A 24,610-nucleotide genomic window follows, 5' to 3' on the forward strand; every position below is an offset into this window, starting at 1 on the left:
CTAAAAAAACCGTAGATGTAATGATTGAAAAAGCAGATGAATTAAACATCGCTGTAGAAACTTTAGGCAATGGCGCTACTGTTATTGACTGTGGTGTTAATGTAGATGGAAGTTTTAAAGCAGGAGAACTTTATACTAAAGTTTGTCTTGGTGGACTTGCAGATGTTGGAATTTCAATTCCTGGAGATTTATCTGAAAAATTCGCTCTTCCTTCAGTTAAAATTAAAACTGACTCACCTTCTATTTCAACCTTAGGTTCACAAAAAGCAGGTTGGTCTGTTTCTGTAGGAGATTTCTTTGCATTAGGTTCTGGTCCGGCTAGAGCAATTGCTTTAAAACCAGCAGAAACTTATGAAGAAATCGGATATGAAGACAAAGATGCTGATTTAGCAATCTTAACTTTAGAAGCTGATGTATTACCTGGTGATGAAGTTGCTCAATACATTGCTGATGAATGTGATGTTGATGTAAAAAATGTATACTTACTTGTAGCTCCTACTTCTTCTTTAGTCGGTTCTATTCAAATTTCCGGTAGGGTAGTTGAAAACGGAACCTACAAAATGTTAGAAGCTATTAAATTTGATGTAACTAAAGTAAAACATGCTGCAGGTATTGCTCCTATTGCACCTGTTGATCCGGATGGACTTAAAGCAATGGGTAAAACCAACGATGCAGTATTATTCGGTGGAAGAACCTACTACTATGTTGAATCTGATGAAGATGATGACATTGCGGATGTAGCTGCTAAATTACCATCTTCAGCAGCAGACGGATATGGTAAACCATTCTTTGATGTATTTAAAGAAGCTGAATTTGACTTCTATAAAATAGATAAAGGAATGTTTGCTCCTGCAGAAGTAGTAATCAATGATTTGACTACCGGTAAAATTTATAAAGAAGGATTTGTAAATGCAGATTTACTTAAAAAATCCTTTGGTGTAGATGAATAGATTTAATTCTATTCCTTTTTTTTCTATTTTTGAACTTATATTTAAATACTATGTAATATAAAATATAATATAACACAGTTAAATCGTGTTTTTATTTAAAAAAATATTACATAGGTGAAAATATGAGTTTGGGTGATGTATTATCAAAATCATTATCATATCCGCTTTCTGATTTAAAAAACTTTTTGATTGTCGGAATTTTTACAATGCTTGCAAGTTTAGCGACTGTTTGTGATGCAATATTTGGGCCTAACTCTGGAATTAGTTTTGTTGGAGCCATTATTGGTGTAATTTTTGCTTTAATTATTGCAGGTTATTCAATTACTGTTATCAAAAAAGCGATGAATCGTTCAAATGAAATTCCAAGTTTTGATTTTGTAAATAATTTTGTTGATGGTATCAAAGTATTAGTAATTGCTATTGTTTACTTATTTATTCCACTTATCATAACTTTTGCTCTTTTAATCATGTTTGGTCTTGTTGGGGCTGGATTCAATAACATTGCGGCTTCATTAGGAATTTGGTCATTTTTAGCAATAATTTTATTTATCCTATTTGGAATATTTGAAGTAATTGCTGAAGCAAGATTCGCTGAATCAGGCAGTATAGGTTATGCATTAAGCATTGGTCAAGTATTTGAAGATGTTAAAAGAATTGGAATAATAAAAATTATTTTATTCTTAATTATTTCAATTATTCTAATGTTTATTGTATCATTTATTATTGGATTATTAGCAATAATTCCAGTCATTGGTGTAATCATTGCTAATATTATTCTTGGTGGATACTTTACCTTATTCTATGGATATGCTATTGGTTTATTATATTTAGAATAGATACTTTCTATTCTTTTTCTTTATTTTTTTTAAATTTATATTTTCAAATTTTTTGTACATTTTAGTATTTATTAACTTTTTTTTAATAATCTTTTTAAATGATAATGGATATAATAATATTATTGGAGATGTATATTATGTCTGATTTAAAAGGTACAAAAACTGAGGCAAACTTACAAGCAGCTTTTGCTGGTGAGTCCCAAGCACATACTAAATATCAATACTTTGCTGCAAAAGCAAAAGAAGAAGGTTACGTTCAAATCCATGATATTTTCATGGAAACCTCTAAAAACGAAAGAGAACACGCTAAAATCTGGTATAAAATTTTACACGATGAAGAAATTCCAGATACAATAGCTAACCTTAATGCTGCAGCAGATGGTGAAAACGAAGAATGGACTTCAATGTATAAAGAATTCGCAGAAACAGCAAAAGAAGAAGGATTTGCAAAAATAGCATTCTTATTTGAAAAAGTTGGTGAAATCGAAAAAGAACATGAAGAAAGATACAGAACTTTACTCGCTAATGTAGAAGATGAATCTGTATTCAAAAAAGAAGATGAAATTGAATGGAAATGTGAAAACTGTGGATTCATTTTCAAAGGTTCACAAGCACCTGAAATGTGTCCAGTTTGCGGATATCCAAAAGCACACTTTGAAGAAAGAGCACAAAATTACAAATAATTTTACTCTTTTTACTTTTTTTAATTTTTTTATTTAATAATTTTTTTAAGGAGATTATATTATGGCAGATTTAAAAGGAACTAAAACTGAAGAAAATTTAAAAGCTGCACTTGCAGGTGAATCCCAAGCACGTGTAAAATATGAATTCTACGCATCTCAAGCTAAAAAAGACGGTTACGTTGAAATTAGAGATATTTTCCAGGAATCATCTGACAATGAAAAAGAACATGCAAAAATTTGGTTCAAATTATTGAATGGTGGAAAAGTACCTGATACTGAAACCAACCTTGCAGATGCAGCAGCAGGCGAACATGAAGAATGGACTTCAATGTACAAAGAGTTCGCTGAAACCGCTCGCGAAGAAGGTTTTGATGATATTGCAGATTTATTTGATGCAGCGGGTGCAACTGAAAAAGCACACGAAGACAGATACAATGCATTATCAGATAAAATCAAAGCGGGCAAAGTATTTAAAAAAGATGAAGAAATTGCATGGAAATGTAATAACTGCGGATACATCCATTATGGAACAGATGCTCCTGAAGTATGTCCGTTATGTGATCACCCACAGGCACACTTTAGAAAACAAGATACTAGTTACATCTAGATTCTTTTTTTTCTTTTTTTTGTTACCAAACACTCACCAAAACTTTTTATATCACAAAAAAGCCTTTTAATTTTACGGAGTTGATAAAATGACTAAATTAAAAGGTTCAAAAACTGAGAAAAATTTAATGACAGCACTTGAAGGCGAAGCATTTGCACATATGAAATATCAATATTATGCAAGCCAAGCCAAAAAGGACGGTTTTGTAGAAATTCAGGATATTTTTCTTGAAACTTCCGCTAATGAAAAGGAACATGGAAAAGTTTGGTTTAAACTGTTGCATGATGGTGTTCCGGACACATTGGCCAATCTGAAGGAATCTGTGGAAGTTGAAAAATATGAATGGTCAGACATGTACAAAAACTTTGCTGAAACCGCTCGAGAAGAAGGCTTTGCCGATATTGCTGAACTTTTTGAAAATACATCAACAATCGAAAAGACACATGAAGAGCGCTTTAAGACATTGGCAAAAAATATCCAAAAAGATAGGGTATTCAAAAAGTCAGGTGAGATTACATGGAAGTGTAACAACTGCGGATATCTGCATACTGCTAAAAATGCTCCTGAAGTTTGTCCGATGTGTGATCATCCTCAGGCACACTTCAGAAAACAGACAAAGGGTTATAAATAACCCTTTTATTTTTTTAGATAGCTATTTATTGTTCAAAAGTCAATATGTTATCAAGATGATATTATGATGGAAAATAACATATGTCTTTTAACTGATAGCTACAAAGTCACTCATCACTATTTTTATCCGAAGGGAACACAAAAGATTTATTCATACCTGGAAAGTAGAGTTGGTGCTGAATTTAACAGAACAATCTTTTATGGTCTGCAATATATCTTAAAGAAATATCTTGTTGGAAAGGTTGTCACTCAGGAAAAGATTGATGAAGCTGATGATTTGATTTCAAATCATATTGGTGAAGATATTTTCAATCGTGAGGGATGGCAGTACATTCTTGATGAACATGATGGAATGCTTCCAATTGAGATTAAAGCGGTCGCTGAAGGAACACCTGTAGATGTGAGCAATGTTCTGATGACTGTAGAAAATACTGATGATAAGTCATACTGGCTTCCAAATTATCTGGAATCATTATTGCTGCAGGTATGGTATCCGTCAACTGTTGCAACATTATCAGCTGAGGTCAGAAAGTTGGCCAATTTCTATCTGGATGTAACCGGATCTGCTAAGGATAATTTAGATTTCATGCTCCATGATTTCGGTTATAGGGGAGCAACTTCAACAGAATCCTCAATGTTGGCAGGTTCTGCTCATTTGCTTAATTTTTCAGGAACAGATACAATTCCTGCCTTAACAATCCCTGAAAACTATTATAATGATTCAAATTTATATGGATTTTCCGTTCAAGCCACTGAACATAGTGTAATGACTTCATTAGGTGAAGATGGTGAATTTAATCAAATCTTAAATGTTATAGATAATGCTAAAGAGGGAATATTGTCCATGGTCATTGATTCATACAATTACAGAAACTTTCTGACTGAAGCCGGCAAATCAGGCAGTGAATTGAATGAAGCCATTTTGAATTTCCTTGATTGTGAATCAAATAAGGTGGTGTTCAGGCCTGATAGTGGTGAACCGGTATCAACTACAATAGACTGTTTGAACCTGCTTTCAGAAGGTTTTGGAAGTCACTTAACAGATAAAGGATATAATGTATTTGACTTGAACATCGGTCTTTTATGGGGTGACGGCCTTGATTATCATAAAATCCGTGATATTCTTTTTGCAATGAAATCAAACGGTTGGGCGGCAGAAAACATAATATTCGGTATGGGTGGTGGACTTCACACTGCAGTCAATCGTGATACTCAAAGAAATGCTTTCAAATGTTCTGCACAGCTAAGGAATGGAGTCTGGCATGACATATTTAAGAATCCTCTTGATTCAAGTAAAAAATCCAAAACAGGAAGATTCAAGTTAATCAATGAAAATAACTCATTTAAGACAGTTCCTATAGATTGTGATGGAGAAAATTATCTGCAATGTGTATTTAAAAATGGTGAACTGTTGATTGATGAAAGTTTTGGAAATATTAAAGCCAGGGCTTTGAATTATTCCAATTCCTATAGATAAGTTACAGAGGTGCACGTCCAGTAATTACATGCTGGTGAGATTTTTGTTAAGTTGATTATTCCGATGATTTGCCATTGAGTCATCTTCATTGGATGTCTTCTGATGAAAAGCATACATTGTTGTTGAACATTTAAATGATGGCCTGAAATATATGACAGTTGTGTTAGAGTCTTAACAAATAATCTGTTATTTGATAAACAGCATTTTTATTTGAACAATTTCAGGAATTTGTCTATCAAAAGTAGTTTAAATAATTTTTCGATGATTTTAATTAGGATGAATGCTTAAAAGGGATGAATCAATTGGTTTGCCGTGTGATTTGTCCTATTCGTCAAGATTTGTAAAAGTTGCATTTATATGTACAAATTCACCATCACATATAGATGTAGTTGATAGTATTAGTCAGTTTTTTCATAACTTGTAATCAGTTGAACAGCAGAGGGTTGTACATATATTGAGAATCAGACTGTATGAATATGTGGATAAATTTCATAATATAATTAAAACTGTAAATTATATTATACAACTATAATAATTCTTAGATTTCTTGCATTGATTTGTTCAAGGAAAATCGTGTTTAAATGATTTGATTAATTTTAATTTGTTAAATGATGAACAAATCAATTAAATCAATTAATTTTTTTTAATTTTTTTAATATTTGATGAAATATAATATATCTCATTCATATATCAATTGTTATTTTATATGTCTGATTAATTTTTTTGTAATTTTTTATTACAAGTTGTTTAATAAATTATGGATATTTGCTTATTTTGTATTCATTTTGAAAATATATTTTTTAATAATGGTTATTTTTTACCCTTTTTCTTTAAAAAAAAGTAATATTTATATATTCTTAGAATTATAAATATATATGAATAATTTTATTATGCCTGTAATTTTATTCGATTTTATAAATTGACTGGACCAGGGGGTGAAAACGAAAAATGAAAGGCAAAAGGTTAATCGTGATAATGGCTATAGTTATTCTTATATTTACTATTCAGGCGTCTTGTGCGCTTGAAAATGATAATAACTTTAATTTAACACAAGCTACTGATGTAAAAAATATCAATGTTCAAACAGATGATGTAAAAGAAGAAATTACCCTCGCTAAGGATAACATTTCTAATGTGGCTAGCGTTAGCTCTCAAAAAGAAGTTTTAAGTGCTTCCAATGATAATAACAATCCACAGGATTCTAATTATACTGAAATTTTGGGAGTTTCTAACGATAATGATGTTTTAGGAAGGTATATTCATGTAACTGCTCCTACACTGAGTTCATTAAGATTAGCGATTTCTTCAGCTAATCCTGGGGACTGGATTTTCTTAGATGGTTTAACCTTTACTGGAGAAGTTGAACAAATTACTATTGATAAAAGACTTATTATTTGCGGAGGCAGTTCTCCGGATGATAATACAAGAGCTACATTAGATTTATCTCAAGTTCTTGTATCTGGTAAAAATAAGTTTCAAATTTCAAAGAATACTGTAGATTTCAGAGGTATTGACTTTGTAAATTTTTATTACCCTCCTAGTGGAAGTACAATCGGTAGAGCTCATTTAATGTCTGTTACAAGTTCAGTTACAATGACAAACTGTAATTTTATTAATAATACAGTATTCCAAAAATCCTATATTATTGAGTTTACAACTAATGCTTTTGGCAGTACTAGGATTGATAATTGTCAGTTTATAAATAATACTGCTTCTGTTATAGTTTCTGCCGGTAATTCCAGAATGACTTTCACTGCAAATAATAACAGGTTTATTAATAATTCCGGTACAATGAATAATGAAAATGAAACTAATTCATTAGGTTTATGTATTAAAGCTCAAATTGCGGGTTCAACTTTTGATAATAATATATTTATCAATAACACAAATGCTGTACACGGTGCGGCTTACTGTGTTAATGCTAGAAATGTTGTTATTACCAATAATCATATTGAAAACAATAAGGCATCTTATGGTGCGGGTATTGAATGTCATTTAGGTTATGTAACTGTAATAAATACAACTTTCATTAATAATGAAGCTTCAGGTTATCATATTCGTGATCCTCAAAGATCAGGTACTGGTGGTGCTATTGCATTTGTCGGACCTCGTAATTATTTGGAAAATTGTACATTCATTAATAACACTGCTGAAAATTATGGTGGTGCAATGGATATTCATTTTGGAAATGGTCAGGAGGCTCATTATACCACTGTTGTAAACAGTAAATTTGAAAATAATGTCGCTCAAAACCAGTTTGCAGGTGCAATTTATATTCAGGGTAATTACGCAACTATTGACAGATGTAACTTTACAAATAACTCAGCTCCAACCGGTGGTGCTATTCAGTTAATGGGTATGGGTGCCAATATAATTGATTCAAATTTCTATCAAAATGATGCAATTGTGGGTGGTGCATGTTATGTAGAAGGTAATCGTGCTACTGTTAGCAATTCTAAATTTGAAAATAACACTGCTACTCATGATTTAGGTAGTTTAATTAAAGATGATGCATCCAAAATCACTTCTGGTGGTGCAATGTATGTTAAAAGTAATGATGTTAGTATAATTGATAGTTCTTTTAATGATAATATTGCTTATGGTAATTTTTCCGATAATACTGGTTTAGGTGGTGCCTTATATATTCTAGGTCAAAATCCTTCATTCCATAACGATAACTTCACAAGCAATGATGCTATTCGTGGAGGTGCAGTTTATATTGAAGGTAGTAATATTGGCGCTAGTAAAATAAACCTTTATAACAATACCGCTATTGAAGGTGGTGCTGTTTATATTAATGGTAATAATATTGACCTTGATTATTTCAATGTAACCGGAAACAATGCTATTCAGGGTGGTGCTATTTATATTGAAGGTGAAAGGACAGATATAACAAATTCAATTTTTGAGGATAATCATGGTACTCGTAATATTGATTTAATTAAATCTGGTGCTGAAAGCCTACCTACTATGGGTGGTGCTATCTATATTGAAGGTAATTATGTAGATATTTATGATAATAATACCTTTAGACGTAATGTTGCTTTTGGTGCATATAATAATGGTGGTCTTGGTGGTGCTATTGCAGTAAATGGAAATAATACTAATATCTATGATGATAACTTTACTATGAATGAAGCTGTTAAAGGTGGTGCTATATATATTAGAGGTACTAATGCTACTGTTAAGGATATGTACTTCACCACAAATAATGCTATTCAAGGTGGTGCTGTATTCATTGAAGGTACTAATGCAAATATTACTAATAATACATTCTATGACAATAATGCTACACATAATTTAACATTCACTCTTACTGATGAACTATTGAAGTTATCTACTAAAGGTGGTGCAATTTCTGTTAGTGGGGATTATGCTAATATAGTTAACAATAACTTCACATATAATGCTGCTATAGGTCGAAATCCTACTGGTGGTCTTGGTGGTGCTATCGCTATTGATGGTTATCATACAACTATTTATGATAATATGTTTGATGATAATGAGGCTATTATAGGTGGTGCATTATATATCACAGGTACTAATACTACTATTGATTTAGTTAACTTTACTAATAATAATGCTATTCAGGGCGGTGCAGTATATGTTAAAGGACTTAATACAAATATTGTAAGATCTGAATTTAAGTGCAATAATGCAACACATAATTTAACTTATAGTTTAACTCCTGAGTTATTTTCATTACCAACTATTGGTGGTGCTATATCTATTGAAGGTAATAACACATTATTAAAAGATATTAATTTTAATAACAATACTGCTATCGGTATTCATTTAGATGGTGGTTATGGAGGTGCTGCTGCATTAAACGGTTATGATACTGAAATTATTAACGTAACTTTCGATGCAAACCAGGCAATTCGCGGTGGTGCTGTTTATGTTAATGGTACTGTTAACACTTTAAATGATACAGTCTTTACCAATAATGCTGCAATTCGCGGTGGTGCTGTATATAACAGTGCATCTCACACAACTATTCTGAATTCCAAATATGTAAATAATACTGCAACTCAAAACTTAAGATTCAACGTTAATGATGTATTATACAGTTTAACTACTATGGGTGGTGCTGTTGCAATTAGAGGATATTCAGTTAATGCAACAACATGTGAATTCATCAACAATACTGCTATTGGAATATTCGAAAATGGTGGTCTTGGTGGTGCGATTGCTGTTAATGGATCTGACAATTATATATTCAATTCCACATTTAAATTCAATGAAGCTGTTAAAGGTGGTGCTTTTTATCTGCTTGGTAATTCCACAACCATTTTAAATTCAAGCTTCTATGAAAATAATGCTATTAAAGGTGGAGCGGGATATATTGATGGAGAAAATAGCCACATTGAAAATTCAATATTCGATGACAACGATGCAAGACATGACTTAAGGTTTACATTATCAGATGTGTTAAAAGATACAGATACTGCTGGTGGTGCTATTTACATTATCGGAAACAATGTCAATGTGACTTCAAGTAATTTCACTGATAACGATGCAAAAGCATTTAATGAAAATGTAACTCGTGGAGGTGGAGCATTTTATATTGAAGGAAACAACGCAAACATTTCCAGTTCATACTTTGAAAATAACACTGCATTAAAAGGTGGAGCTGTATTCATCACAGGAAATCACACCCAATTCTACGATTCAAACTTCACTAAAAATTCTGTAACCAATTTCACAGTTATGGAAGGATTTGGAGGGGCAATCTATCTGGAAAATTCTCATAACAGTGATATTACCAGATGTATTTTTGACCAAAATACTGCTTCAATAAATGGTGGAGCTATCGACTGGCACGAAGGTGCTACTGACGGCCAAATTGTTGATTGTATCTTTACAAACAATACTGCGGGTGCAAATGCAGGTGCGGTATTCTGGTTTGGTGTTGGAGGGATTATTAAAGGTTCAAATTTCACAGAAAATAAAGCTAATGGTACTGTTAAATGTGTAATGGGCAACTTCGGAGACGGAGGAGCTATCATGTGGACAGGTTCCAACGGTACTGTGGATGACTGTAACTTTATTAATAATACTGCAAATCAACGTGGAGGTGCTGTATTCCTTAGAAGTGTAGAAGGTCGTGCACCATGTGATAACAATACATTTAAAAACTCTCACTTTGAAGATAACACAGCAGGAACCAATGGTGGTGCAATTGATTGGTATCAAGGAGCTACTAATGGAGCTATAGAAAATTCAACATTTGAACACAATGTTGCTAATAGATCTGCAGGTGCAGTATTCTGGAACGGTAATACTGGTAAAATTGTAAGTTCCAATTTCACCAATAACTATGTCACAGGTACAAATGTAAATCCTGATAACAATAATACTGGTAATGGTGGTGCAATCATGTGGTTAGGTTCTAACGGTCTTGTAGATGATTGTATCTTTGTAAATAATACTGCTCCTAGATTAGGAGGTGCAGTTTATTTGGAAGCTTCAAGTTTCGGAAGTGCTGAAAATACTACATTCAGTAATTCTTACTTCGAAAACAATGCTGCAGGTATTAACGGTGGTGCTATCAACTGGCATGAAGGTGCTAAAAACGGTAAAATTGTAGATTCAACATTTGTAAACAACACTGCAAAAGCTAATGGTGGTGCTGTGTTCTGGTTTGGTGATAATGGTAATATTACCGGTTCTGATTTCACTGATAACAAAGCGTTAGGATTAGTCAACGGAACTTACTTGGATTCCGGATGTGGTGGTGCTGTTATTTGGACTGGTTCCAATGGTACAGTTGATAACTGTAAGTTTATCAATAACTCTGCTGCTAAAAACGGAGGTGCAGTATACTTACGTAATTTAACTGAAAACGGTTGTGATAATACTACATTCAGTAATTCTCACTTTGAAAATAATACTGCTGGCCGTAACGGTGGTGCTATTGATTGGCATAATGGAGCTACCAACGGTAGAATTGAAAATTCCACTTTGGTCAACAATACTGCTCGTGCTAATGGTGGTGCTGTATACTGGTATGGTAATAATGGTAACATTATAGGTTCTAATTTCACTAATAATAAAGCGTTAGGTGAAGTCAACGGAACATTTAACATCAACACAGGTTGTGGTGGTGCTCTTATTTGGACTGGTTCCAATGGTACTGTAGATAATTGTAACTTTATCAACAATTCCGCTGCTCAAAACGGTGGTGCTGTATTTTTACGTGGAGTACTTTCAGACATTTGTGATAATACTACATTTAGTAATTCTCACTTTGAAAATAACACTGCAGGTATTAATGGTGGTGCTATTGATTGGCATGAAGGTGCTACTAACGGCAGAATTGACAATTCAACATTTGTAAACAATACTGCTCGTGCTAATGGTGGTGCTGTGTTCTGGTATGGTAATAATGGTACTATTGCAGGTTCCAATTTCACTGACAACAAAGCTTTAGGTACTGCAAAAGGTACTTATGGTCGTTCTGGTGATGGTGGTGCTGTTATTTGGACTGGTTCCAATGGTCTTGTAGATGACTGTAACTTTGCAAATAATAATGCTACAAATCGTGGTGGTGCTGTATTCCTAGATGCTATAAATAAAGGTGAGGGTGATAATACTACATTCAGTAATTCTCACTTTGAAAACAATGTAGCTGGAACAAATGGTGGTGCTATTGACTGGTATGAAGGTGCTACAAATGGTAAAATTGTAAATTCCACATTCGAAAACAACACTGCACACAGAGCGGGTGGTGCTGTATACTGGAATGGTTTAAATGGTACTATTGTAGGTTCTAACTTCACTAATAACAAAGCTACCGGTTTAAACAAAACTGCTGCCGGTAAAGGTGGTGCTGGTGGTGCTGTTATTTGGATTGGATCCAACGGTTTAGTGGATGATTGTATATTTGAAAACAACACTGCTGCTGAAAATGGTGGTGCTGTATTCTTACAAGAGTACAACAATCAATGTGATAATACCACATTCAAAAACTCTAAATTCATCAATAACACTGCTGCTAAGAATGGTGGTGCTATAGACTGGAATGAAGGAGCAACCAATGGATCAATTATCAATTCCACATTTGACAAAAATAATGCAACAAATGGAGGAGCTGTATCATGGTCAGGACATAATGGTAGAATTATAGATTCTAATTTCACCGACAATTATGCTTCTGAAAATGGTGGTGCTGTTCTTTGGTCAGGTATTAACGGTGAAATAGATAACTCAAGATTTGTTAACAACACAGCTAAAAACGGTGGTGCTATATATTTACAAAACTGTGAACATGGTGATAAGACTAATGTTACAATTAAAGATTCTTACTTTGAAAATAACTCAGCTGTTGATGGTGGTGCTATAAATTGGTATAAAGGTACTAACGCTACTATAGATAATACTGAATTTGTCGATAACTTTGCAAATCGTGGTGGAGCTGTATTTGTAAATGGTACAGATGGAACCATTAAAAATTCAAACTTCACAGCAAATGAAGCTATCTTAGGTGGTGCGGTATATGCTAATAATGAGAAATTGACCATTTCAGATTCCAATTTTGATGAAAATGCTGCTATTCAGGGTGGTGCTGCATTTATTGATGCTGCGAAAAATTTCATTAAATATTCAAACTTCACTATGAACAATGCTACATACACCTTAAGAAAAGTAAACACTACTGGAAACAATAATAAAACAAAAGGTGGAGCAGTATACATTAACGGAACTGGAACTGTTGTGGATAATTCAAAATTCTTAAATAACACTGCAGTTACTGAACGTGAATACAACAACGAAACCAATAATCCTTTATCTTCTGATGATGGATTTGGTGGTGCAATATATGTTGGTGCAGATAATGCACAAATAACCTCAAGTGAATTCAACGATAACAAAGCATGTAATGGATCAGCTTTATACAATGATGCAACTGGCACTCAATTAGATGGTGACAAATTCATCAAAAACCAAGCTTGGTCATATAATTTAGATGTAAACGCTACTCCAAACAGTACTTTCTATGGAAGTAACATTACTATTGAAATAGCAAACTACACTGGAGGAGATAACATCATAAACGGTATTTACAATGCTAAATCAGTTAATTCTATCACATTCAATAATGTGAATTATGTTATTAATGATGATGAAAGTAGTATAGGAATCACTGGTGAAACACATCCTGTTTCTGGTGTTGAAAACAGTAACAATGGTAAAGAATTATATCAAGATTCTCTTGAAAGATACCAGAATATTGTTTTGGAATTCATCAATAATGAAACTGGTAAAGTTGTACGTACTGTAACCATAAAAACTGATGCATATGGTAATTACACATTAAATGTAACCGGATTTGCACCAGGAAATTACACAGTTAAAGCATACCACCCAGAAGACAGGAACTATAAATATATTGGCGATGTAACTACATTTGAGATTTTACCTTATGTGGATATAAACATTACAAAAACAGTTGAAAGTTACTACACAATTGTTGGAAATAATGTGAAATTTACAGTTACTGTAAGTAATGCGGGTAATGCTTCAAATGCTTCTAACATAAAAGTCAAAGATATTATTCCTGCGGCTGCAAACTTGGAATTAGTAGAATCAACTGTAACAGATGGTACATTCAGTCAGGCAGATTGGTCATGGACTATAGATAAATTAGCTAACGGTACCAGTGAAACTTTAACTTTAGTATTTAAAACTACCACTTTAGGTAAATTTAATAATACTGTTAATGTAACTTGTGCTGAAGATGAATGGAATTATACCAATAACAATGCTTCTGTATTATTTGAAGTTGTAATGCTTAATTTAACCATTAACAAAACAGCTAATGTTGAAAGTATTTATGTGATGGAAAACGTTACATTCACAATCAATGTTACAAATAATGCAAAAGTAAATGCAACCAATGTTGTTGTAACTGACATTGTTCCAAAAGGTTTCGAATATGTCAAATCCAATGTGACTGGTTATAACAGTAAAACTGGTTTATTGATTATTGATGTTTTAAAACCTGGTGAGTCTTACCTGTTTACTATTACTCTTAAGGCTGTAACTAACGGTACCCTAACAAATTATGTCAATGTGACATGCAAGGAAAACAGTACTTTTAAAAAAGCAAATGCAAGTGTATATGTAATTCCTGTAGTTAATTTAACTGTTGTTAAAAACACTGACTTTGATGATTATATTGTAGGTGATACTGTCGTATTTACAATTACTGTAACCAACAATGGACCTTCAAATGCAACAAATATTCAAATTAAAGATATATTTGATAGTGAAGGTTTAGAATTGCTTGATGGTGATTTGGAACAAACTATTGCATTTTTAGAAAATGGTACATCCAAATCAGTTACTATTAAGGCAAATGTTACTAAACTCGGTGATTGGATTAATAAAGTTAATGTGACATGTGATCAAAATGACACAATCAAATCTGCAAATGTTACTGTACATGTTTACAATGTGGACCTTAGAATAAATAAGACAGCTAATGCAACTTATGTTCCTGTAAATGGTTTAATCAACTTCACAATAACTGTTAAAAATCACAGTGATAGGGATGCTCATAATGTTATTATTACAGATACATTAAATAGTGTATTCGAATTAATTCCGGGCAATTATAATGTCACTGGTTTAATAGAGGGTAATTTGGTTGTTGAAACCGTTGCTACATTGAAAGCTGGAGAATCTTATTCAATATGGTTTGTTGTAAGGGCAAAAACTAATGGAACCTATGTGAATACTGCTGGTGTTATCTGTAATGAGGAAAAAACACTTCAGCGTAATAGTGAAACAGTTGTCGTTTATCCTGTTGTTGACTTAAAAGTCAATAAGACTTCCAATGTCAAAGTAGGTGAAAACGTTACTGTAAGCAATGATGTTGTATTTACAATTAATGTAACAAATGATGGTATTTCAAGTGCTACTGGTGTTAAAATTACTGATGTTGTTCCTGAAGGATTTGAATTTGTAAGTTCAAGTGCTGATGATTATGATAACGAAACTGGTTTGTTAACTGTTGCTTTAATCAAACCTGGTGAATCATATGTATTTACAATTACATTAAAAGTCATTGCTAATGGTACTTTAACTAATACTGTTAATGTGACCTGCAATGAAAATAAAACACTCATAAGTAACAGTTCATCAATTAATGCTATTCCAGTCATATTAACTGTTAATAAAACTGCTAATGTAACTTTAGTTGGAAATAATACTCTTGTTAACTTTACAATTACTGTAAACAACACAGGTATTGCAAATGCAACTAATATAAATGTTACTGATGTTTTACCAAAAGGATTTGTATTTGTAAGTGCAAGTGCAGGTTACACAAATAAAACTCAAACAGTCAGTTGGATTATTGATAAGTTAAATGGCGGAAATGTAACTAAATTATGGATTGTTGCCAAATCAACTGCTGTAGGCAACTGGTCAAATGTTGTAAATGTAACTTGTAAAGAAAATAAAACTGTTGTCAGCGATAAATTCAATGTAACAATTGGATACACCAATATAACTGTTAATAAGACTGCTAATGTTACTGTGGTTGGTAATAATACTTTGGTTAAATTTACTATTATTGTAAACAACACAGGTATTGTGAATGCTACTGGTGTAACTGTTAAGGATGTATTGCCTAATGGATTTGTGTTTGTTAGTGCAAGTGCAGGTAATATTCCTGTTGGTCAGAAAGTTAGCTGGACTATTGATATGTTGGAAATTGGTAAACCTGTTGAATTCGTGATTGTTGCTAGGTCTAATGCTACTGGTAATTGGACTAATGTGGTGGATGTTAATTCTACTGAGAATGCGACAGTTGTTGATTCTAGTGTTACTGTTGATGTTCGTCCTGTTAGTTTAACTGTTAATAAGACTGCTAATGTTACTGTGGTTGGTAATAATACTTTGGTTAAATTTACTATTGTTGTAAATAATACGGGTGTTATGAACGCTACAAATGTTTCCATTAATGATGTATTGCCTGTTGGATTTGTGTTTGTTAGTGCAAGTGCTGGTAATACTACTGTTGGTCAGAAAGTTAGCTGGACTATTGATAAGTTAAATATAGGCGATGTTAAAGAATTCGTGATTGTTGCTAGGTCTAATGCTACTGGTAATTGGACTAATGTGGTGGATGTTAATTCTACTGAGAATGCGACAGTTGTTGATTCTAGTGTTACTGTTGATGTTCGTCCTGTTAGTTTAACTGTTAATAAGACTGCTAATGTTACTGTGGTTGGTAATAATACTTTGGTTAAATTTACTATTGTTGTAAATAATACGGGTGTTATGAACGCTACAAATGTTTCCATTAATGATGTATTGCCTGTTGGATTTGTGTTTGTTAGTGCAAGTGCTGGTAATACTACTGTTGGTCAGAAAGTTAGCTGGACTATTGATAAGTTCGATACAGGTGATGTTGAAACATTCTGGATAATCGCAAGAACTATTGCAACCAATACAACTACAAATGTTGTAACTGTAACATCTGCTGAAAATAAAACAAATGTGACAGGTAAAGCTGTTGTTGATATTGTTGAAATTAATGCAACACTCAATAAGACTGCTAATATTACTGTAATTGGTAATAATACTCTTGTCAACTTTACAATTGTTTTAAATCACACCAGCATTATAAATGCTACAAATGTAACAATTTGTGATGTTTTACCGAACGGATTTGTATTTGTCGATGCAATGGGTGATTATACTCAAACAGGCAAAGTAATCAAATGGCATTTCGACACAGTAAAATCAGGTCAGGTTATTAGACTTTGGATTACAGCAAGATCAAACTCTACTGGTAAATGGAATAATACAGTAAGCGTATCCAGTGATGAAAACATAAGCATTGCAACTACTAATGCTACTGTAAATGTTGTTTCAGTAAATGCAACTGTTAATAAGACTGCTAATGTTACTGTAATAGGTAATAATACTTTGGTTAAATTCACAATCAGTGTAAATTATACATCTATTGTAAATGCTACTAATGTGACAATTAAAGATGTTTTACCAAGTGGCTTCACATTTGTCGGAGCTTCAGACGGTCACACTCAAGTTGGTCAAAAAGTAGAATGGTATTTCGATACTTTAACTAAAGGATTCTACGAACTCTGGATTGTTGCAAGATCCAATGCTGTTGGTAAATGGAACAATACTGTTGTTGCATCATGCAATGAGAATAGTACATTTATTGGTGATAATGCTACCGTTGATGTATGTCCAGTAAACGCAACTATTAATAAGACTGCTAATGTTACTTTAATAGGTAACAATACTTTGGTTAAATTTACAATCAGTGTAAACTATACCTCTGTTGTAAACGCTACTAATGTAACAATCCGTGATGTTTTACCTAATGGATTTACATTTGTAAGTGCTACCGGAGATTATGACAGAAATGGTCAGGAAATTAAATGGCATTTCGATAATTTAACAAAAGGTTACTTCGAATTTGAAATTATCGCTAAATCTAATGCTACTGGTAATTGGAAAAATACTGTTACTGCATCATGTAATGAAAACAGTACAATAATTTGTGATAATGTCACTGTTGAAGTCGCTCCTGTAAATATAACAGTTATTAAAGATGTTGATGTCAAATCTGTTGATGTATTAGGTCTTGTTAACTTCACAATAACTGTAACTAACAATGGAAAAATAAATGTTACAAATGTATCATTTACTGATATAATGGACTTGTCTGTATTCGAAATTAAAGGTCATAACGGAACATTCAAACAAAATGGAAATGAACTTCTATTTGAAATCGGTTCCTTAAATGTTGGTGATACATACAAAGTTTGGATTCAAGCAAAAGCTTTAACAAACGGCACTTTCACCAATGTTGTTAACGTGACTTCTTTCGAAAATAAAACAGCGGGTTATGATAATGTTAGTGTAAAAGTGATTCCTATAGTTAATTTAACTGTTGTAAAAACTGTTAATGTTGAAAAAATAGGTTTAAATAATTATGTTGTATTTACAATCAATGTAACTAATAACGGACCATCAAATGCAACAAATGTTGAAATTAATGATGCTCTTCCAATCGGATTAGAATATTATGATTCCAATTTAACTGGTTATGTATACGGTGAAGAATATATCGTTCCATTAATATTGCCAGGTAAATCTTTCGCATTTACCATTACTGCATGGGCTATTGAAGAAGGTAACTTTACTAATAAAGTTTATGTTACCTGTGCTGAAAATGGCACTGTCAAGAAAGCTAATGCAAGTGTGGAAGTTGTTGTTGTCAATTTGACTGCCGTCAAATATCCGGATAATGCTGTTGTAGGAAATAACTCATTGGTAAACTTCACAATTGAAGTTAAAAACAATGATGTTCTTAATGCTACATACGTGTTTGTCTATGATATAATACCGGATGGTTTTGAATTTGTCAATGCAACTGAAGGTTACTATCATGTCGAAAACTTGGTATTCTGGGTGATTGAAAAATTAGTCAACGGATCAACTGATAAACTTTGGATTGTTTTAAAAACTACAAAAGTCGATAATTTAACTAACGAAGTGGAAATTTTCTATACTGAAAATTCCTATAAAGTTTATACAAACAGTACTCTAGAAGTAGTTCCTGTTAATTTAACAATCAATAAGACTGCTGGTGTAGATGAGATTTATTTAAATGATGAGATTACTTTCACAATAAACGTTACAAATAATGCTGTTGTTAATGCTACAAACGTAAATGTAATCGATGTTGTACCTTATGGATTTGAATTTGTCAAATCAAATGCAACAGGTTATGATAACAAAACTGGTTTATTGACAATTCCTGTCATTGAAGCGGGTAAATCATATCTATTCACAATTACTTTAAAAGCAATAACCAATGGTACTTTAACTAATTATGTTAATGTAACTTCCAGCGAAAACAATACTGTTGTAAATACTACAGCAAAAGTAAATGTCATTCCTGTGGTTAATTTGACTGTTGTTAAGACTGTTGATGTGGCTGAAGTTTATGTTAATGATGAGGTTACTTTTACTGTTAATGTGACTAATAATGGTCCGTCTAATGCTACTGGTGTTAAAATCACTGATGTTGTACCTGGTGGATTTGAGTTCGTTAGGGCTAGTGATAGTGGTTATGATAATGTTACTGGTTTGTTAACAGTTCCTGTTATTGAAGCTGGTGAATCTTTCGTATTTACTATTACTCTTAAAGCAATAACAAACGGTACTTTGACTAATGTGGTAAATGTAACATCTAAAGAGAACAGTACAGTTAAATGTAACAGCAGTTCAGTTAAAGTAATTCCTGTAGTTAATTTGACTGTTGAGAAAGTTGCTGATATGTATGATGCTTTAGTCGGTGATGAGATTACTTTCATTATTACTGTAACCAATAACGGTCCGTCTAATGCTACCAATATTAAAGTTATCGATATTCTCGATGAAGATGGATTTACTTTAGTAAGTGGTGATTTAGAAAGTGTTATTCCGTTCTTGGAAAGTGGTAAGTACGTAAGTATTGTCATTAAAGTTAATACAACTTCTAAAGGTTCATTCATGAATACTGTTAATGTAACATGTGATCAAAATGACACTATCAAGTCTGCAAACGCTACCGTGAATGTTTATATGACTGATATGAAGATTAATAAGTCTGCTGATGTTAATGTAACTGAAGTAAATGGTCTTGTAAACTTTACAATCGTTGTTAAAAATCATGGTACTACTGCGGCAACTAATGTTCACATTATTGATGATTTAGGTAGTGGATTTGAGTTTGTTAATGCTAGTGCAGGTTACACAAGAAATGGTCAAACTGTTGTTTGGAACGCTCCTAGTGTTGCCAGTGAAGGTTCATACTCTGTATGGATTGTAGCTCGTGCATTGACCAATGGTACATTAAGCAATATTGCTCATGTAAACTGCAGCGAAGAAAGTACTGTTAAAAACAGCACTTCAACTGTGGATGTAACTCCTGTGGTTAATTTGACTGTTGTTAAGACTGTTGATGTGGCTGAAGTTTATGTTAATGATGAGGTTACTTTTACTGTTAATGTGACTAATAATGGTCCGTCTAATGCTACTGGTGTTAAAATCACTGATGTTGTACCTGGTGGATTTGAGTTCGTTAGGGCTAGTGATAGTGGTTATGATAATGTTACTGGTTTGTTAACAGTTCCTGTTATTGAAGCTGGTGAATCTTTCGTATTTACTATTACTTTGAAAGCTGTAACTAATGGTACTTTATCCAATGTTGTTAATGTGACATCTGCTGAGAATGATACTGTTGTTAACTCTTCAATCAGTGTTAAAGTTGCTCCTGTGGTTAATTTGACTGTTGTTAAGACTGTTGATGTGGCTGAAGTTTATGTTAATGATGAGGTTACTTTTACTGTTAATGTGACTAATAATGGTCCGTCTAATGCTACTGGTGTTAAAATCACTGATGTTGTACCTGGTGGATTTGAGTTCGTTAGGGCTAGTGATAGTGGTTATGATAATGTTACTGGTTTGTTAACAGTTCCTGTTATTGAAGCTGGTGAATCTTTCGTATTTACTATTACTTTGAAAGCTGTAACTAATGGTACTTTATCCAATGTTGTTAATGTGACATCTGCTGAGAATGATACTGTTGTTAACTCTTCAATCAGTGTTAAAGTTGCTCCTGTGGTTAATTTGACTGTTGTTAAGACTGTTGATGTGGCTGAAGTTTATGTTAATGATGAGGTTACTTTTACTGTTAATGTGACTAATAATGGTCCGTCTAATGCTACTGGTGTTAAAATCACTGATGTTGTACCTGGTGGATTTGAGTTCGTTAGGGCTAGTGATAGTGGTTATGATAATGTTACTGGTTTGTTAACAGTTCCTGTTATTGAAGCTGGTGAATCTTTCGTATTTACTATTACTTTGAAAGCTGTAACTAATGGTACTTTATCCAATGTTGTTAATGTGACATCTGCTGAGAATGATACTGTTGTTAACTCTTCAATCAGTGTTAAAGTTGCTCCTGTCGTTAATTTGACAGTCGTTAAAGTTGCTGATATGGATGACGCTACTATAGGTGATGTGATTACATTCACTATTACAGTAACCAATAACGGTCCTTCTGATGCTACTAACATTAGAGTTATCGATATCTTGGATAAAGGTTTAACTTTAATCAGTGGTGATTTGGAAACTGTTATTCCGTTCCTGGCAAGTGGTAATTCTACTGCTGTTGTTGTTAAAGTTAGAACTACTGCTAAAGGAGATTACATGAACTGTGTAAATGTATCTTGTGATGAAAACGACACAATTAAATCTGCAAACGCTTCTGTCCATGTTTACAATACTGATATGAAGATTATTAAGACTGCTAACGTCACTTCCGTTGATGTAAATGGTCTCGTTAACTTCACAATCATTGTAAAAAATCATGGCCGATTCAATGCAACCAATATTCATGTTACTGATGAATTGAGTGGTGCATTTGAGTTTGTTAATGCTAGTGCAGGTTACACAAGAAATGGTCAAACTGTTGTTTGGAACGCTCCTAGTGTTGCCAGTGAAGGTTCATACTCTGTATGGATTGTAGCTCGTGCATTGACCAATGGTACATTAAGCAATATTGCTCATGTAAACTGCAGCGAAGAAAGTACTGTTAAAAACAGCACTTCAACTGTGGATGTAACTCCTGTGGTTAATTTGACTGTTGTTAAGACTGTTGATGTGGCTGAAGTTTATGTTAATGATGAGGTTACTTTTACTGTTAATGTGACTAATAATGGTCCGTCTAATGCTACTGGTGTTAAAATCACTGATGTTGTACCTGGTGGATTTGAGTTCGTTAGGGCTAGTGATAGTGGTTATGATAATGTTACTGGTTTGTTAACAGTTCCTGTTATTGAAGCTGGTGAATCTTTCGTATTTACTATTACTCTTAAAGCAATAACCAATGGTACTTTATCCAATGTTGTTAATGTGACATCTGCTGAGAACGATACTGCCGTAACTTCCACAATTAGTGTAAATGTAACTCCTGTGGTTAACTTGACTGTTGAGAAGGTTGCAAGCACTGATGATGCATTAGTTGGTGATGAAATTACTTTCACAATTACTGTAACCAATAACGGTCCTTCAAATGCTACAAATGTCAAAGTCATTGATATCTTAGATAAAGAAGGATTTGACTTGATTAGTGGTGATTTGGAAACTGTTATTCCAGTTCTTGAAAGTGGCAAGTCTGCAACTATTGTTGTAAAAGTTAAAACAATCGCTAAAGGTTCATTCATGAATGCTGTTAATGTAACATGTGATCAAAATGACACTGTCAAATCTGCAAACGCTACCGTGAATGTTTATATGACTGATATGAAGATTATTAAGACTGCTAATGTCACTTCCGTTGATGTAAATGGTCTTGTAAACTTTACAATCGTTGTTAAAAATCATGGTACTACTGCGGCAACTAATGTTCACATTATTGATGATTTAGGTAGTGGATTTGAGTTTGTTAATGCTAGTGCAGGTTACACAAGAAATGGTCAAACTGTTGTTTGGAACGCTCCTAGTGTTGCCAGTGAAGGTTCATACTCTGTATGGATTGTAGCTCGTGCATTGACCAATGGTACATTAAGCAATATTGCTCATGTAAACTGCAGCGAAGAAAGTACTGTTAAAAACAGCACTTCAACTGTAGATGTAACTCCTGTAGTAAACTTAACTGTTGAAAAAACTGCAAACGTTGAAAATATCACAATAGGTAGTGAAGTGACCTTCACAATTAATGTAACCAATCATGGTCCTTCCAAGGCTACAAATGTTGTTGTGGAAGATATATTACCGAATGGTTTCGAATTAATTAGTGGAGATGTTAAAACTATTATAGATGTATTGCAAAATGGTGAATCTAAAATAATTACAATTAAAGTTAAAGCTACATCAACCGGTAATCTTACCAATGTGGTTTCCGTTTACTCAAACGAAAACACAACTATGGTTAAATCAAATGTTACCGTCAGAGTAAATAATCCTAAATTATCTACTAGCCAAACTCCAGGCGATGAGTTTGTATACTCAGGTAACCAGACTACATTCACAATAAAAGTAACCAATGAAGGTGATGTTCCTCTTACAGGTATCTTTATTAATGATAAAATCCCTGAAGGTTTAGTTTATGACCACTTCATCGGCCCTAATTGGACTTATGATGGAAACAGATTCCATTACAGTGGTTCTTTAGACGTTGGTGAAACTGTTGAATTAACAATCGTCGTAAATGCGACTGAAAGCGGAAAATTCACTAATATTGCTTCTGTAGGTTCCGATCAGACTGGTACTTCAACTTCAAATGCTAGTGTAATTGTTTACACTCCTGCATTAAAAGTACGTGAGATTTCAAACAATCCAACTGCTTTAGTTGGTCAAAGTGTCAGTTTCACTGTAGTTGTTACTAATATTGGTGACTGTGAACTTACTGGTATTTACACTGTAAATAACTTCCCAGACGGTTTGGTATACACTGGTTACACTGGAGACAGTTGGGATAAATTGACTAGCGGACTTTTAGGTGCTCCAGTCGGTGGCTGGATACAAGACGGAAACAAATTTGTTTACTTAGGTACATTAAAACCTGGTGAATCAGCTAACTACACTTTATACTTCGATACCACAAGAGTTGGTGTATTTACTCCTGAAGTATTGGCAAGTTCTGATTTAACCAGTAATGATTACTCCAACAACACTACTGTTGTTGTAGAACCTAAATTAGAAGTAAAACAGGTAATTGATAAATCATATATTCACGTTGGTGAAAAAGTTACTGTAACTATTACTGTAACAAATGCTGGCGGATGTGTCTTAGGCGATGTTTATGTAATTGAAAAAGTTCCTGAAGGATTAAAATTCAACAGTTACTCAGGTAACGGCTGGACCAAATCAGGTGATAAATTCACATACTCTGGTGAATTGGGTATAGGTGAAAGTGCAAGCTTCACTATTACATTCGATTCTATAAAAGAAGGTAATGTGATAAATACTATTGTTGCTGGATCCAACATGACTGAAGAAATTGATAATCATGTTGATGTTGAAATTGTCAATAAGACAAAACCAGCTCCGAAACCTACTCCAAAACCTAAACCTAAGCCGGAACCAAAACCGGTACCAAAACCTGTTCATCCTGTAAACAATACAACTGGTAAACACATTAATGCTATTAGCGAACCTGTAACAATGCATGCTACTGGTAATCCAATAATCCTGTTATTATTGGTACTTATGGCTATTATACCGTTAAGAAGATTTAAACACTAAAATTAAAATTTTCGGGAGTTTCCATACTCCCTCTACTATTTTTTTTAAATATTTTTTACATTTTGGAAAATTTCTTTCTTTTTATGCTACTACTTTTTATATTATAAATTCAATAAATAACAATAATCTATACATTTTACCAA

8 protein-coding genes are annotated in these 24,610 nt (G+C 33.2%); all 8 read left to right on the plus strand.

All coding sequences use genetic code 11. The features are described from left to right. Nucleotides 1-950 (plus strand): methenyltetrahydromethanopterin cyclohydrolase (gene mch, locus Q0P94_RS03540; RefSeq protein WP_295113869.1); only part of this gene is annotated, 950 nt, incomplete at its 5' end. 122 nt (nucleotides 951-1,072) lie between these two features. Continuing rightward, nucleotides 1,073-1,786 carry a DUF4013 domain-containing protein gene (locus Q0P94_RS03545; RefSeq protein WP_295113871.1) on the plus strand — a complete coding sequence of 238 codons (714 nt, stop codon included), beginning with the start codon at nucleotides 1,073-1,075 and terminating at the stop codon, nucleotides 1,784-1,786. A 137-nt stretch (nucleotides 1,787-1,923) separates the two neighbouring features. After that, nucleotides 1,924-2,469 (plus strand): rubrerythrin, encoded by a 546-nt coding sequence (rbr, locus tag Q0P94_RS03550; protein ID WP_295113873.1) that lies wholly within the window; start codon nucleotides 1,924-1,926, stop codon nucleotides 2,467-2,469. A gap of 61 nt (nucleotides 2,470-2,530) precedes the next feature. After that, on the plus strand, nucleotides 2,531-3,076 hold the full coding sequence (gene rbr, locus Q0P94_RS03555; protein ID WP_295113875.1) for a rubrerythrin: 546 nt from the start codon (nucleotides 2,531-2,533) through the stop codon (nucleotides 3,074-3,076). 88 nt (nucleotides 3,077-3,164) lie between these two features. Then, on the plus strand, nucleotides 3,165-3,707 hold the full coding sequence (gene rbr / locus Q0P94_RS03560) for a rubrerythrin (protein ID WP_295113876.1): 543 nt from the start codon (nucleotides 3,165-3,167) through the stop codon (nucleotides 3,705-3,707). A 63-nt stretch (nucleotides 3,708-3,770) separates the two neighbouring features. Next, the gene (locus tag Q0P94_RS03565; RefSeq protein WP_295113877.1) at nucleotides 3,771-5,183 is read left to right on the plus strand and encodes a nicotinate phosphoribosyltransferase; all 1,413 of its coding nucleotides are present in this window, start codon (nucleotides 3,771-3,773) and stop codon (nucleotides 5,181-5,183) included. 280 nt (nucleotides 5,184-5,463) lie between these two features. Further along, nucleotides 5,464-5,607 (plus strand): linear amide C-N hydrolase, encoded by a 144-nt coding sequence (locus Q0P94_RS10505; RefSeq protein ID WP_367270198.1) that lies wholly within the window; start codon nucleotides 5,464-5,466, stop codon nucleotides 5,605-5,607. 524 nt (nucleotides 5,608-6,131) lie between these two features. Next, nucleotides 6,132-24,467 carry a CARDB domain-containing protein gene (locus Q0P94_RS03570; RefSeq protein WP_295113878.1) on the plus strand — a complete coding sequence of 6,112 codons (18,336 nt, stop codon included), beginning with the start codon at nucleotides 6,132-6,134 and terminating at the stop codon, nucleotides 24,465-24,467. The last annotated feature ends 143 nt before the right edge of the window (nucleotides 24,468-24,610 follow it).

This window comes from uncultured Methanobrevibacter sp. (assembly GCF_946184425.1).
Taxonomy (GTDB): domain Archaea; phylum Methanobacteriota; class Methanobacteria; order Methanobacteriales; family Methanobacteriaceae; genus Methanocatella.